Below are 14,680 nucleotides of genomic sequence, written 5' to 3'. Positions count from 1 at the left end.
ATCGTCGTCCGCGATCAATGGGTTGCCACCATTCATCTTCCCTCCATCGCATTTGAGGAATCATTCGTCGCACGACGCTTGCCGATACGGGTGCGCGCCGCGCCTATGCGAGGAAGAGAGTGCGGGGTATCCATGACATCGAATAAGAACCGGGGCGGGTCCGCGCGCCTCGTCCTGTTGATCGCGGCGCTTTCGGCCTGCGTCAGCGCGCCTGAATCGCGACAGGCGGAAGCCGCTGCCGCCGTGCCCCGGAAGCCGCAACCCAAGACGAATACCTGGCCGATCAGGCCGGTCGCCAACCCGCCCGAACCCTATCGCGACATCGACCAGAACGAAGCGCCGCCCCCCGCGCTGGTCGCGGTCGTGCGCAACCTTGGCCAAAGTTTCAGCGGCAAGGTCGGTATCGCCGTGCGCCGCATCGGTGCGGACTGGACGGTGGCGTGGAACGGCAATGCGCTTTTCCCGCAGCAAAGCGTGTCCAAGCTATGGGTTTCGATGACCTTCCTCGATGCGGTGGACCGCGGCAAGCTGCGCATCACCGACACGACCACCATCACCCGCAACGACCTCACCCTGTTTCATCAACCCAGCGCGATGATGCTGAAGGACGGGATGTGGACGACGAGCTATTCCGACCTCCTGCGCCGCGCGATGACGCAAAGCGACAATACTGCCAACGACGCGCTGCTGCGCGCGGTGGGCGGCCCCGAAGCGGTACGCAGCTACCTAGCCCGAAAGGCGATCCGCGACGTCCGATTCGGACCGGGTGAGCGGCTGTTGCAATCGGCGACGGCGGGTCTCGACTGGCGGCAGGATTATTCGGTCGGTCGAAATTTCTACGCGGCGCGCGCCAAACTGCCCATGACCGTGCGGGTGAAAGCGCTCGACGCCTATCTGGCCAACCCGCCCGATGGCGCGGCACCTTCCTCCATCGTGCAGGCATTGGCTCGCCTCAAGCAGAACCGGATGCTTTCGCCCGCCTCCTCGCGTCTGCTCATGTCCATCATGTCGGAAGCCAAGACCGGACCGAGACGGATCAAGGGCGGAGTACCGCCGGGCTGGACCTATCTACACAAGACCGGCACGGGCCAGGACCTGCCGCCGCGATCCACCGGCTATAACGATATCGGCATCATGACCGCGCCGGACGGCACCAGCTACGCCATAGCGGTGATGATCGGATCGACGACGCAGCCCATTCCGGCACGCATGGAACTGATGCAGGCGGTATCCCGGGCGGTAGCGGCCAATCATCAGGCACACTGATCAGAAGCGGCGGGTGATACCCACATAAAGCTCGCTGTCCGGGCTGTTATCGTTGAGCCCGACGTTGACGCCGGTGTCGAACTGCAAGTCTTTCGAAGGCTGCCAGCCCAGCGACAGTCCGGCCAGCGCCTTCGTGCCGTGCTGCGCAGGATCGTCGTCACGCATCAGCGATGTTTCCAACGTAGCCGTCACCGCCTCGCTCAGATCGAGGTCGATGCCGACGACGCTGCCATAGGCCAGATGACGCCCATGCCGGTCCTCGTCCACCGCAGCGTCGATCTCGGGCGTGAATTCCATCGTTAGGCCGTCACGCAATTCATAGCTGAGGGGAATCACCAGTCCCGCACCCCAGTCGCCGGCGCCGATGGCCGAACCGCCGGTCGGAAAGGTCACATAGGGCAGCAGAGCTACCGAAAAACCCGCCCCGTCCGGGTTGTGCAAATTCTGCTTCAGACCCACGAGTACGTCGCCGGTCCCCGCGCTGCGGTCCACCTGCCCGCTCGCCCTATCGCGCACCCGCTCGTGGCCGTAGGCCGTCCAGCCGATCTGCGCTTCCAGCGTATCGGTGACGCCAATCCGCACCAGCAGATCGCCACTCTCGATCGTGTCGGTTCGGCTCTCCATGTCCCGTTCGCGGGCCCAGTCGCCAAGGCCGAGTTCGGCAACGACCCGCCCCGGTTCGACCGTGCAGGGCGGGGTTCCCATCCCCGGCCGATCGGCGCACAGGTCCCGCTCCTCCTTCGCATACGCCCAGGTCGGCAGGGTGGCGAGCATCGCCGCGAACAAGATCGACCGTTTTTTCATGATGCCCCCTTATCCCGCCGCGCGGGAAACAGAGCAGAAATAATTATCGCCCGCAGGAGTTCCCGCCGCAGCATGTCAGAGCACTGGAGAGCGCCAGCTTTAGCAGCTATCCCCACCCCATGACCCAGAATCATCTCTATCTCGTCGACGGCTCGGGCTATATTTTCCGTGCCTATCACCAGTTGCCGCCGCTGACCAACCGACATGGCCAGCCTGTCGGCGCAGTCTATGGCTATACGACGATGCTGTGGAAACTTGCAGAGGAACTGGGCCGGTCGGAAGGGCCCACCCATATGGCGGTGGTGCTGGACAAGGGGTCGCACACGTTCCGCAACGACATGTACGACCAGTATAAGGCGCACCGCCCGCCGCCGCCCGAGGATCTCGTCCCCCAGTTCCCGATGATCCGCGACGCGACCCGCGCCTTCTCCCTCCCCTGCATCGAGGAGGCCGGATACGAGGCGGACGACATCATCGCCAGCTATACGAAGGCCGCGGTCGCCCAGGGCTGGCATGTCACCATCGTCAGTTCCGACAAGGACTTGATGCAGCTGATCCAGCCCGGCGTCGACATGTACGATACGATGAAGAACGAGCGGCGCGGCGCGGACTATGTGATGGCGAAGTTCGGCGTCGGGCCGCAACATCTGGGCGATGTGCTGGCGCTGATGGGCGACAGCGTCGACAATGTGCCCGGTATCCCGGGCATCGGCCCCAAGACAGCGGCCAAGCTCATCACCGAATATGGCGGGCTCGAAGCGGCGCTGGAAGCAGCGCCGCTCATGAAGAAGTCGAAGATGCAGGAAAACCTCATCGCCCATGCCGACATGGCGCGGCTGTCGCGCAAGCTGGTCGCGCTGCACGAGACTATGGATCTGCCCGAACCGCTGGAAGACCTGACGCTCAAGGGCATCCCCAAGGAACCGTTGCAGGCGTTTCTGGAGCATCACGGCTTCAAGACCCTGCTCGGCCGTCTGGGCGCTCCGGCCGCGGCGGTTGCGGTGGCAGCCGCTGCAGCAGCAATTTCCGACGAAACCGCCCCTGCCGCCCCCGCCTTTGCCGACGAACCGCCCATCGACCGCAGCCTGTATGAGACGGTCGTCACCCAGGACGTGCTCGATCGCTGGATCGCGGCAGCGCGGGCTGAGGGCGTCGTGGCCGTCGATACCGAAACCGACATGCTCGATTGCGTGTCGTGCGGCTTGGTCGGCATCAGCCTCGCGGTTGGCCCGAACGTTGCCTGCTATATCCCGGTCGGCCATGGCGGCACCGACATGTTCGCCGAACGGCCCGAACAACTGCCCAAGGACCTGGTCCTCGCGAAGCTCAAGCCGCTGCTGGAGGATGACGCGGTCCTCAAGATAGGCCAGAACCTCAAATATGACCTCACCGTGCTGCGCCGCCACGGCATCGAAGTTGCGCCCTATGACGATACCATCGTCATGAGCTTCGACCTCGACGCGGGGCAGAGCCTGGCGGGCCACGGCATGGACGAGGCGGCGCGTGTTCACCTCAACCACCAGTGCATCAGCTTCAAGGACGTGGTGGGTTCGGGCAAGAGCCAGATCACCTTCGGCGAAGTACCGCTCGACCGCGCGACCGAATATGCGACGGAGGACGCGGACGTCACGCTGCGCCTGTGGAAGCGGTTCAAGTCCCGCATCGCCAATGAAGGCGCGAACCGGGTCTACGAACTGGTCGATCGGCCTCTGGTCGGCGTGATCGCGGGGATGGAATTTGCGGGCATCAAGGTCGATCGCGAGGCGCTGTCCCGCCTGTCATCCGAATTCACCGCCGGGATCGCCGCGCTGGAAACGGAAATACACGCCATCGCAGGACAGCCTTTCGCCATCGGATCGACGCAGCAACTGGGCGCGATCCTCTTTGACAAGCTGGGGTACAAGGGCGGGAAGAAGGGAAAGTCCGGAGCCTACTCCACCGATGTCACCATTCTCGAACAGCTCAAGGCACAGGGCGCGCCTATCGCGGCCAAGGTGCTGGAATGGCGGCAGTTGTCGAAGCTCAAATCCACCTATACGGACGCACTTCAGGCGCAGATCAACAAGAATACGGGCCGCGTCCACACCAGCTATTCGCTGACCGGCGCGCAGACGGGCCGCCTGTCGTCGACCGATCCCAACCTTCAGAACATCCCGATCCGAACCGAAGTCGGGCGGCAAATCCGCCACGCCTTCGTCGCCGAACCCGGCAACGTCATCCTCGCGGCGGATTACAGCCAGATCGAATTGCGGCTGGCCGCCCATATGGCCGATGTGCCCGCACTGCGCGAAGCCTTCGCAAATGGCGAAGACATTCATGCCGCGACGGCCCAGCAATTGTTCGGAGAGGTCAATCGCGACACGCGCGGGCGGGCGAAGACGATCAACTTCGCCATCCTCTACGGCATCTCGCGCTGGGGCCTTGCGGGTCGGCTGGAAATCGGTGCGGATGAGGCGCAGGACATGATCAGCCGCTATTATGAGCGCTTTCCCGGCATCAGCGTCTACATCAACGAAACGATCGAGAAGGCGCGTCGGCTGGGATATACCGAAACTTTGTTCGGTCGGAAGACCTGGTTTCCGCGCATCGCAGCGCCCATCCAGCATGAACGGCAGGGGGCCGAACGCGCAGCGATCAACGCGCCCATCCAGGGCACCAGCGCCGATATCATCAAACGGGCGATGGCGCGCATGGGACCGGCGCTGGACGCAGCAGGGCTGCCCGCCGTCCGCATGTTGCTTCAGGTGCATGACGAGCTTGTGTTCGAACTGCCCGAACGCGACGTGGAGGCGGCGAGCGCCGTCATCCGCCATGTCATGGAAACCGCCGCCGAACCGATCGTGAAACTCTCGGTCCCGCTGGGCGTGGAAATCGGCACCGGGGCCAGTTGGGGCGCCGCGCACTGACCCGTGCCGCATGGTTCGAGTGGGCCCGGTGCGGTCTTGCACGACACTCGGGAGGGGCCAAGTCGCGCCACCTGACCAGCGCCGAGCACACTCGATGCGAACCGACATCGCGACGGGGATGAGGGGGGGCATCCGCGTCGCCAGAGGAACCCGGCTCGCCCCACCAATCTGGATCGCCCCCTCCCCTGCCGCAAGAGCGGGAGGGCGAAGCAACATTATATTACAGCCCCGCCAAACTTCGATGCCTTGAAGCGCTTATTCCCGCCTATGCCCCGTTGACGCCTGCCTTGTCTCAAGACACAGGATGGGCATGTCCGACGACCAGCACAATGCCGCGCCGCTGCGCCTGTTCAACAGTCTGACCCGCTCGACCGAGCCTTTCACGCCGATCGAACAGGACCATGTGCGCGTTTATAGCTGCGGCCCAACCGTCTATAATTATGCGCATATCGGCAACCTGCGCGCTTATGTCTTCACCGATACGCTGCGGCGGACGCTGCTATGGAAGGGCCTTGCGGTCACGCATATCATCAACATCACCGACGTCGGCCACCTGACGAGCGACGCCGATGCGGGCGATGACAAGATGGAGGCGGCGGCTCGCGCTTCTGCCAAAAGCATCTGGGACATCGCGGCCCATTATACTCAGGCGTTCAAGCAGAATATCGCCGACCTCAACATTTTGCCGCCCAGCGAATGGACGGTCGCGACCGACTATGTGCCGCAGATGATCGCTTTTGCCGAAAAGATCGCGCCGACGCATTGCTATGAGCTGGAGAGCGGCCTTTACTTCGACAGTTCGACCGTTCCCGACTATGGCGCACTGGCGGGAGGGCGCGACGATGCAGCCCATGCCCGCATCGATCCGGTCGTGGGCAAACGCAACGCCAGCGATTTTGCGATTTGGCGAAAATCGCCGCCCGGCGAGCAGCGGCAGATGGAATGGGACAGCCCCTGGGGCAAGGGCGCGCCGGGCTGGCACCTCGAATGCTCTGTGATGAGCCAAGCCCGGCTCGGCCAGCCGTTCGACATTCACACCGGCGGCATCGACCATCGTGAAATCCACCACCCCAATGAAATAGCCCAGAATCAAGCTTTCCACGCCTGCTGCAGACCGGATGTCGGCGCGGGGGAGGCAGGCTTTACCGGCGCGCGGTGGTGGATGCACAACAACTTCCTCGTCGACCGGCAGGGAAAGATGAGCAAGTCGAAGGGCGGGTTCACCACGCTCTTCACGCTGATCGACGCAGGCGTGCATCCCCTCGCCTACCGCCTGCTGTGCCTTGGCGCGCATTATCGCAGCGAACTGGAATTCAGCGCGGACAATCTGGCGGCGGCGCTGACGCGGCTCAAGCGTCTGGTGATGGCGGTAGAGGGCCTCAAGGCCCGTGCCGAGGGCGTCACCTGGCAATCGCCGCGCCTCGATTACCTCCGCGCCAACCTCCACCCCAAACTGGTGCCGCTGCTGGAGCAGTTCGACGCTGCGATCAGCGACGACCTCATGACCCCGCGCGCCGTTCCTCTTTTGGAAGAGGCCGCTGCGATGAAGAAAGTGCCGGTCGATGAAAAGCTTTGCCTGATCGCCGCGTTCGATCAGGCGCTCGGCCTCAATCTGCTGACGCTGACCCGTTCCGACCTGCGCATCGCCCCCAAGGACGCTCGGATCACCCCGGAGGAAATCGAGGTCGAGTTGGAACGGCGCACAGCCGCGCGGGCGGAAAAGAATTTCGCACTGTCGGACGACATCAGGGACGCACTCGCCGCACGCGGCGTCGAGGTGATGGACGGCGATCCGCTGCGCTGGGACTGGCGGCTGACGCTGGGATAAGGCGTCAGCTGGCTTCCAGCGCGGCGCTGGCTTCGATCCAGGTTTCCTCCGCCGTCGCCAGCTTCTTCTCGACCTCGGCGCGTTTTACCATAAGCTGGCTCGTCGTCATCTTCGCTTCCGCCCCGGTCGCTGTCTTGGGGTCGAACAGCGCCTGGTCGATGCGGCTGCGCTCCGCCGACAGCGCGGCCATTTCCCGCTCCGCTTTGCTGACGGCGTTCTTCGCGGCCTTCTGTTTTTCGCGCCATTGCGCTGCGTTGCGTTTTTCGGCCTTGCGGTCGACCTTCGGCGCATCGCCCCCGGTTCCGTTGCCGTCCGCCTTGTGCAGGATGATGTCGGTGTAATCCTCCAACGATCCGTCGAACGGCTGGGCCGTACCATTGTCGACCAAGACGAGCCGGTCGGCGACCAGTTCGATCATATGGCGATCATGGCTGACGATCACCACCGCGCCGCTATATTCGTTAAGCGCCTGAACCAGCGCCTCGCGGCTGTCGACATCGAGGTGGTTTGTCGGTTCGTCGAGGATCAGGAGGTGGGGCGCATCGCGGGTGATGAGCGCCAGGGCGAGCCGTGCCCGCTCACCGCCGGACATCGACCCAACCTTCTGCGTGGCTCGCTCGCCCGAAAAGCCGAAGCGCCCCAGTTGCGCGCGCACCGCCCCGGGCGTCGCGCCTTTCATCACGCGCGTCATATGTTCCAGCGGCGTGTCGGTCACGTCCAGTTCCTCGACCTGATACTGGGTGAAGTAACCGACGTTCATCTTGGCAGACGCGCTCATCTGCCCTTCCATGGGCTTCAATTGCGCGGCGATCAGGCGGGCGAGCGTCGTTTTGCCGTTGCCGTTGCGGCCCAACAGTGCAAGCCGGTCGTCCGGGTCTATGCGCAGGTTGACGCGCCGCAGGACGGGCGTGTCGCTGTAGCCCACGGCGGCCATGTCCATGGTGATAAGCGGCGGGCGCAGTTCAGGAGGGCTCGGAAAGCCGAAATGCAGCGTGGGATCCTCGATGGCTGCGGCGATGGGCTGCATCCGCGCCAGCGCCTTGGCCCGCGACTGGGCCTGTTTCGCGGTCGATGCGCGGGCGGAGTTACGGGCGATATAGTCCTGAAGCTTCTCGCGCTCGGCCTGCTGCTTGGTGCGCGCGGCCTCCGCCTGTGCCAGCCGTTCCGCCCGCTGCCGCTCGAATGCGTCGTAGCCGCCGGGATAAAGCGTGATCTTCCCGCCTTCCAGATGGAGGATATGGTCGACCACATTGTTCAGCAAATCGCGCTCGTGGCTGATGACGACCACGGTCCCCCGATAGGCCTTCAGGAAATTTTCGAGCCACAGCGTCGCTTCGAGGTCAAGGTGGTTGGACGGTTCGTCGAGCAGCAGCAGTTCGGGCTCCGAAAACAACAAAGACGCCAGCGCCACCCGCATCTTCCACCCGCCCGAATAGCTGTCGAGCGCGCGCCCCTGCATTTCCTCGTCGAAGCCCAGGCCTACAAGGATGCGCGCGGCACGGGCAGGCGCGGTATAAGCGTCGATGGCGGTCAACCGTTCGTAGATATGACCGAGGCGATCGGGATCCTCGGTCGTCTCGCTCTCAGCCATCAGCGCCGCGCGTTCGATATCGGCGGCCAGCACAGTGTCGAACGGCGTCGCGGTGCCGCTGGGCGCTTCCTGCGCGATATAGCCAAGACGCGTGTCGCGCGGCATGTCGCAACTGCCCTCGTCAGGGTCGATCTGACCGATCATCACCTTCATGAGCGTGGACTTGCCCGCCCCGTTCCGACCGATCAGGCCGACGCGGCTGCGAGGGGGAAGGGAAGCGGCCGCGCGGTCGAGGATGGTGCGGCCGCCCAGGCGCACGGTGATGGCATTAAGGTTCAGCATGGCCGCCCCCTAACAGAGCCGCGCGCGCTTGTCAGCGGGCAGACACTGCCGTCAGGAATGCGCCTGGGCGGACGTGGAGGAATGCGATGCAGGCATCCGTTGCGTCGTCAGTTCCCGGATAACGCCGCCATATCCCTTCGTTATGTGCGCGTCCGCCGCATAGATCGGATCGGTCATCAGGTGCCGGTGCAGCCGCCTCAAATTGGTCCAGGGCACCGATGGAAAAAGATGATGCTCCAGATGATAGCTGACATTGAAGGGGGCGATCAGGAAACGGTCGACCAAGGTCGGGATGACCGTCCGCGTGCCCTTGATCTCGCTTTCGTCGGTGACGCCATTATGTTCGGCCATCGCGCGGATACGGTTGAAGACGTTTGCCCAGATGAACAGCGGGATGAACATCAGCCCCAATATCTGCCACCGCCATGGCGAAAGCAGGATCGCGCCGTAAAAGACAACGGCCCAAATGACGTAGCGCAGGCGCAGCGACAGACGATAGTCGAAATCGAAGCGGCCCGGATTATGGAAATTGGCGAACGGCACCCACACTCGGCTGTCGCGGGCCATACGATAATAGTTGAAGCCCAGCGCGCTGCGCACCAGCAGCCAGGCCATCGCCGCAGGACGCTTCGGAAAAATCTGGTCTGGATCGCGCCGCTGCACGCGATAGTCGCGGTCGCGCATCGTGTTGGTATGACGATGGTGATGCATGTGGTTGGCGCGGTAGAGATGAATGCTGAAACCCAGGGGAAAGGCAACGAACAGGTCGCCGATCCAGTCGTTGATCTTGCGGTTGCTGAACAGCATCCCGTGGCACGCATCGTGCATCATTACGGCGAGGCATTGGATGCGCGATCCGATCACGACCCCGGCGAGGAGGTAGACAGGAACACTATCCAACCGGATCGCGATCACCACCGCGGCGATCATGATCGCCCATTGCAGAATGAGAAGCACGGCGTTGCGGGGATCGTCTATCACTGAAAGGCGGCGAACGAGATCGAATGTCCCGCGCCGCGAATAGCGATATCCCGGCGGTCGCTCGCCAGCGGTATCAGCCATGCATCATATCTCCGCAGCCCGTTCCATCGCGCAGGACGGTATGGAGCGTGCGCCAAGCCGTCAAGGTGGCGGGCATTCAGCCTTGCGCCGGATCTTGCGCAAACAGGGTAAAACCGCTCTTCAACCCACCGACGCTCGATTGGCCCACCCACAAGTCGAAATCGCCAGGTTCGACGATCCGCCGATTGCGCGCGCCCACGAATTCCAGGTCCACGCGGGACAGCGAAAGGCGAACCGTCCGGCTCTCGCCAGGGGCCAGCGTCACGCGCTCCACGCGCTTGAGTTCGCGGATCGGACGTGTTCGACTGGCGACCTTGTCGCGGATATAAAGCTGCACGACCTCGCTTCCCTTGCGCTTGCCCTTGTTGGTCACGCGCACCGTGATCTCGATGGCCGCGTCCCACCGCAGCGCCGTGTCAGACAGTTTGAGCTGGTCCAGGACGAAGCTAGTGTAAGTGAGGCCATGGCCGAACGGGAAGCGGGCACTGTTATCGGTGGTTGCATAGCGCGCCTTATATTCGGTTTGCCCTGCCCCCGTGACCGGTCTGCCCGTGGATTTGCGGTCGTAGAAGAAAGGCTCCTGCCCGCTTTCCCAAGGAAAACTGACGGGCAGCTTGGCCGAAGGATCAACCTTTCCCAGCAGGATGTCCGCAATGGCATGCCCAGCTTCCGACCCCAGAAACCACGTCGCAAGGATTGCTTGCGCGTTCGCGACGCCGCCATGCAGCGCGAGCGCCCGTCCGTGCCGCAGCACAATCGCGACGGGTTTGCCGGTGGCGGCGATCGCATCGGCCAACGCCTGTTGGGCAGGGGGTAACTCGATGGTGGTGCGAGACTGGGCCTCCCCCGACATCGATTCCGATTCGCCGATGGCGAGCAAGACGACATCCGCCGCCTTCGCCGCTGCGACGGCCTTGGCGATACCGCCATCGACCGGCGCATCGATGGCACAACCCGCCGTCACCGTGAGGCTGGACGCATCGGGCAGCGCCGCGCGCAGACCGCTGGCGATATCCACGCCCTTGTCCGGATCGCCGTAGAACGCCCAGGGACCGTAAAGATTTTTCCGATCTTCCGCGAACGGGCCGATCAGCGCGATCTTTTGTCGTTTCACCGGATCGATGGGAAGCAGTTCGCCGTCATTCTTGAGCAGTACGATGGAGCGTGTCGCCGCCTCGCGGGCCAACGCCCGATGCGCAGGCGTAAAGATGCGGTTCTTTTCCACCTGCTCGTCCAGCGAGCGGTAGGGATTATCGAACAACCCGATGGCAGCCTTCACATAAAGGATACGGCGCACCGCCACATCGACCGTTCCCATGGGCACGGCACCGCTTCTCACCAGATCGGGCAGGTAGCGGATGTAGAGGCCGCTCTGCATTGACATGTCGACACCCGCGAGCACAGCGAGCCGGGCGGCATCCCGATCGTCCTGCGCAAAGCCGTGCGCAACCAGTTCCTCGTCCGCCGTGTAATCGGAAAAGACGAAGCCGCGAAACTTCATCTCGCCGCGCAGGATATCGGTCAGCAATTCGCTGTCGGCGGTGGCGGGAACGCCGTTGATTTCGTTGAACGCCGCCATCGTGGTGAGCGCGCCTGCGGCAAAGGCCGCACCGAAGGGCGGCAGATGCGTCTCGCGCAGCGTCTCCTCGCTGATATCGACCTGTCCATATTCCAGACCAGCCGCGACGGCCCCATAGGCCGCGAAATGCTTGGGGCATGCCAGCAGACTGTCGTCGCGGCGCAGATCGCGTCCCTGAAACCCTCGCACGCGAGCGGCGCTGAGAATAGCGGTCAACGTCGCATCCTCCCCCGCCCCTTCGACGACCCGCCCCCACCGCTGGTCGCGCGCGACATCGACCATCGGCGCGAACGTGAGGTGAAGCCCTGCCGCGGTCGCTTCGACAGCAGCTGCGCGCGCGGTTCGCTGGCAAAGGTCGGGATCGAAGCTCGCCGCTTCGGCAAGCGGCACGGGAAAGATGGTCTTGAGACCGTGGATCACATCACCTGCGAACAGCAGCGGAATGCCGAGCCGGCTTTTTTCGACGGCGATCTCCTGCGCGCGCCTGGCCCCCGCCACGCCGATGCCATTGAAAAGGCAGCCGACGCGACCGCGCCGAATTTCCTCGGCCAGCCGCTTCTCGTCCTGAATGCCGACTTGCGGATTGGGCGGGTTGAAGGGACGGAAACTGTCGGCCAGACACGTCATCTGTCCCGCCTTTTCCTCCAGCGTCATCCGGGCGATCAGCGCATCGACACGCGCCACTTCGTCCGCTGCAAGAGCGCGTCGCGGAGCGGGAAGCGATAGGAAACCGGCAAGGGCGGCAGCGAGAAAAGTGCGTCGGTCTGGGTGCATCGGTGGGGTCAATGTATCCATCGTCATGAACAGAAACTGTGTCCTGCAACATGGGATAGGCGTTTTCCGTTCCCCCTTCGACCCTAGAGAGATGTGAGCAGTCGTTTGCGTGGGTTATCCTGCCCCATATCAGCGGCAACTATTGCCACGAGGAAGACAGTATCCAATTGCCACTGTGCCGGATAGGGTAAAAGGCAATAACGATGGTGGACGCACTAGGGCTCGAACCTAGGACCCGCTGATTAAGAGTCAGCTGCTCTACCAACTGAGCTATGCGTCCATCCGGCACCGTTTCGGCGCGCATCCCTGGTGCGATGCGCAGGATGGTGGACAGGGCTGGATTCGAACCAGCGTACGGGAAACCCGGGCAGATTTACAGTCTGCTGCCTTTAACCACTCGGCCACCTGTCCAGTGCCTGACGCGGTCGGCAAAGCATCGCTTCCCGCGCTGGAGGCGGCTCAATGGCGAAAGGAGGCTTGCCTGTCAATGGCCTCCTGTGAAAAGAGCCTTCCCATGAAAAAGACGCATCGTTCCGCCAAGCCCAAGGGCAACTTCCCCCGCTTCTATGGCCGCCACGCGGTCACCGCCGCGCTCGCCAACCCAGATCGCATCGTGCGCAAGATATGGGGCACGCGCGAGGCTCTGGGTGCGCTCGATCTGCCCCCGGTTCTGCCTATCGTCTACTCCGATGTTGCCGATATGGGGCGCATGGTCCCATCCGACGCGCCGCATCAAGGCATCGTCGCCGAAGTCGAGCCGCTCGACGACGTATGGCTTGGCGACGTGCTGGAACGGGGACAGGACGACAAGCGCCCGATATTGGTGCTCGACCAGGTGACCGATCCACACAATGTCGGCGCGATCCTGCGTTCGGCCGCAGCGTTCGACGCGCTCTGCATCGTGACGCAGGACCGGCATGCGCCGCCCGAATCGGGTGTGCTGGCACGGTCAGCGTCGGGCGCGCTGGAAATCGTTCCATGGGTCAGGGTCGTCAATCTGGCCCGTGCGCTCGACGAGATCGCCGAGGCGGGCTATTGGCGCATCGGCCTCGATGGCGAGGCGGATACGACGCTGGGCGAAGCGATAGGCGATTCGCGTGTCGCGCTGGTGCTGGGCGCGGAGGGCGAAGGGCTGCGCCACAACAGCATAGCCCATTGCGACATCATCGCGAAGCTGCCGATCAGCCCGCGCATGGAAAGCCTCAACGTGTCGAATGCCGCAGCCATCGCCCTCTACGCCGCCACCAACCGGTAGCGGCGCAGAGGCGGGTCGTCAGTCTTCCGGTGCGATGGTGACGCGTAGCCCCTCTAGCGCTCCGGTCATCTGAACCTGGCAGGACAACCGGCTCGTCTCGTTGCGATGGTCGCTGCTGTCGAGCAGATCGTTCTCGTCCTCGCTCATCGGCGGGAGAGCGTCGGTGAACGCAGGATCGATATAGACATGGCAGGTGGCACAGGAGCAGCAACCGCCGCACAAGGCCAGCAACTCGTCGAAACCGTTGTCGCGGATGACTTCCATCACCGACAGCCCGGCATCAGCTTCGATTTCCTGTTCCTCACCTGCACGATTGACCACGATCAGCTTCGGCATCTATCCAGTTCCTCTCAATTTGACTTCGCCGCCTTGGCGGAGCGCCGTAAGGAAAGCAAGGCCCCGGCCTACCCCTTTGCATGGTTACCACCGCCAAACAGATGCGCGCCAGCTTGGACGCGATCGCCCTTATCGAGCCGGGATTTGCCGCCGCCATCGCGCGCGTCGGCTATCCCGAACCGCGCATGAGGGCACCGGGCTACGATACGATGCTGCGCACCATTTTGGGGCAGCAGGTGAGCGTCGCGTCGGCGGCGGCGGTATGGCGCAGGCTGGAAGCCGAATTGGGCGAAGGCTGCGCCCCCGATGCCCTGCTCGCCCGCGACTTCGACACGCTGCGCGCCTGCGGCCTGTCCCGCCAGAAACAGGGCTATGCGCGTAGCCTCGCCGAACTGGTGATATCGGGTGCGCTCGACTTCGGCGCCCTGCCCCAGGACGACGAAGAAGCGATCGCGCAACTGATCCGCGTCAAGGGGATCGGGCGTTGGTCGGCGGAAATCTATCTTCTCTTCGCGGAGGGCCGGCCCGATATATGGCCTGCGGGCGATCTTGCCGTGCAGATCGAGGTGGGCCGAATCCTTGGCCTGCCCGAGCGACCGAGCGAAGCGCTGACCCGGCAACTCGCCGAAGCATGGCGGCCGCATCGGGGCGCCGCGGCGGTGATGGCGTGGCATCATTATAATACGGAGGTTCTCTAGATATGACCGATACGCCCGCTTCCGCCGCCAATCTCCCCCATGCGCGCTACATCGTGCTGGAACATGAGGGCGTGTGGAAGATCAACCTCGACAACCGTTATTACGGCCCGTTCCACACCGCTGACGCCGCCGTGGCAAGCGCAACCGCAACGGCGCGCAAGGCGGCGGAGGGCGGCTATCCCGCGTCCGTGCTGATGATGCGCGGAACCGCTTTCGACACGCTCTGGACCAGCGTAAGTGGCCCATCCGTCTGATATCGGGCGGATATAGGGAACCCGAAGTCATCGTCCGCATTTAAC

The 14,680-nt window shown here is 63.6% G+C and carries 11 protein-coding genes and 2 tRNA genes; 6 read left to right on the top strand and 7 right to left on the bottom strand.

The window, feature by feature from the left end:
* The first annotated feature begins 132 nt into the window (after positions 1–132).
* The gene (locus DI606_RS01740; protein ID WP_293979284.1) at positions 133–1,266 is read left to right on the top strand and encodes a serine hydrolase; all 1,134 of its coding nucleotides are present in this window, start codon (positions 133–135) and stop codon (positions 1,264–1,266) included.
* Here the strand turns inward: DI606_RS01740 and DI606_RS01735 are convergent, their stop codons facing one another.
* The gene (locus DI606_RS01735) at positions 1,267–2,070 is read right to left on the bottom strand and encodes a transporter (protein ID WP_293979282.1); all 804 of its coding nucleotides are present in this window, start codon (positions 2,068–2,070) and stop codon (positions 1,267–1,269) included. It abuts the gene before it with no gap.
* A gap of 119 nt (positions 2,071–2,189) precedes the next feature.
* Between DI606_RS01735 and polA the strand changes: the two genes are divergently transcribed.
* Positions 2,190–4,976, top strand: a complete 2,787-nt coding sequence (gene polA / locus DI606_RS01730; protein ID WP_293979281.1) for a DNA polymerase I — start codon at positions 2,190–2,192, stop codon at positions 4,974–4,976.
* A 310-nt stretch (positions 4,977–5,286) separates the two neighbouring features.
* Entirely contained in the window at positions 5,287–6,804 is a 1,518-nt protein-coding gene (cysS, locus tag DI606_RS01725; RefSeq protein WP_293979279.1) for a cysteine--tRNA ligase, read from the top strand.
* A 4-nt stretch (positions 6,805–6,808) separates the two neighbouring features.
* Here the strand turns inward: cysS and DI606_RS01720 are convergent, their stop codons facing one another.
* The 5 genes from DI606_RS01720 to DI606_RS01700 all read right to left on the bottom strand — a co-directional run bounded on the left by DI606_RS01720 (position 6,809) and on the right by DI606_RS01700 (position 12,503).
* Positions 6,809–8,677: an ABC-F family ATP-binding cassette domain-containing protein gene (locus DI606_RS01720; RefSeq protein ID WP_293979277.1), complete on the bottom strand. Its 1,869-nt coding sequence runs from the start codon at positions 8,675–8,677 to the stop codon at positions 6,809–6,811.
* Between the two features lie 51 nt (positions 8,678–8,728).
* Positions 8,729–9,739 carry a fatty acid desaturase family protein gene (locus tag DI606_RS01715; protein WP_293979276.1) on the bottom strand — a complete coding sequence of 337 codons (1,011 nt, stop codon included), beginning with the start codon at positions 9,737–9,739 and terminating at the stop codon, positions 8,729–8,731.
* Positions 9,740–9,815: 76 nt separating this feature from the next.
* Complete coding sequence (locus DI606_RS01710; RefSeq protein ID WP_293979350.1) at positions 9,816–12,092, bottom strand: glycoside hydrolase family 3 N-terminal domain-containing protein; 2,277 nt, start codon at positions 12,090–12,092, stop codon at positions 9,816–9,818.
* Between the two features lie 204 nt (positions 12,093–12,296).
* Positions 12,297–12,372: transfer RNA gene (locus DI606_RS01705), tRNA-Lys, on the bottom strand.
* A gap of 44 nt (positions 12,373–12,416) precedes the next feature.
* A tRNA-Tyr gene (locus DI606_RS01700) sits at positions 12,417–12,503 on the bottom strand.
* Between the two features lie 103 nt (positions 12,504–12,606).
* On the opposite strand from DI606_RS01700, the gene DI606_RS01695 reads away from it, so the two are divergent.
* Positions 12,607–13,347: an RNA methyltransferase gene (locus DI606_RS01695; protein ID WP_293979274.1), complete on the top strand. Its 741-nt coding sequence runs from the start codon at positions 12,607–12,609 to the stop codon at positions 13,345–13,347.
* An 18-nt stretch (positions 13,348–13,365) separates the two neighbouring features.
* On the opposite strand, the gene DI606_RS01690 is transcribed toward DI606_RS01695, so the two are convergent.
* On the bottom strand, positions 13,366–13,683 hold the full coding sequence (locus DI606_RS01690) for a 2Fe-2S iron-sulfur cluster-binding protein (RefSeq protein ID WP_293979273.1): 318 nt from the start codon (positions 13,681–13,683) through the stop codon (positions 13,366–13,368).
* 80 nt (positions 13,684–13,763) lie between these two features.
* Here DI606_RS01690 and DI606_RS01685 point away from each other — a divergent pair, with 80 nt between their 5' ends.
* Together DI606_RS01685 and DI606_RS01680 are read left to right on the top strand one after the other, a co-directional pair.
* Entirely contained in the window at positions 13,764–14,381 is a 618-nt protein-coding gene (locus tag DI606_RS01685) for a DNA-3-methyladenine glycosylase 2 family protein (protein ID WP_293979272.1), read from the top strand.
* 2 nt (positions 14,382–14,383) lie between these two features.
* The gene (locus DI606_RS01680) at positions 14,384–14,635 is read left to right on the top strand and encodes a DUF2188 domain-containing protein (protein ID WP_293979270.1); all 252 of its coding nucleotides are present in this window, start codon (positions 14,384–14,386) and stop codon (positions 14,633–14,635) included.
* Positions 14,636–14,680: the final 45 nt, after the last annotated feature.

The organism is Sphingobium sp. (genome assembly GCF_003248505.1).
Taxonomy (GTDB): Bacteria; Pseudomonadota; Alphaproteobacteria; order Sphingomonadales; family Sphingomonadaceae; genus Sphingobium.
This window is presented reverse-complemented; position numbering and strand designations above follow the sequence as displayed.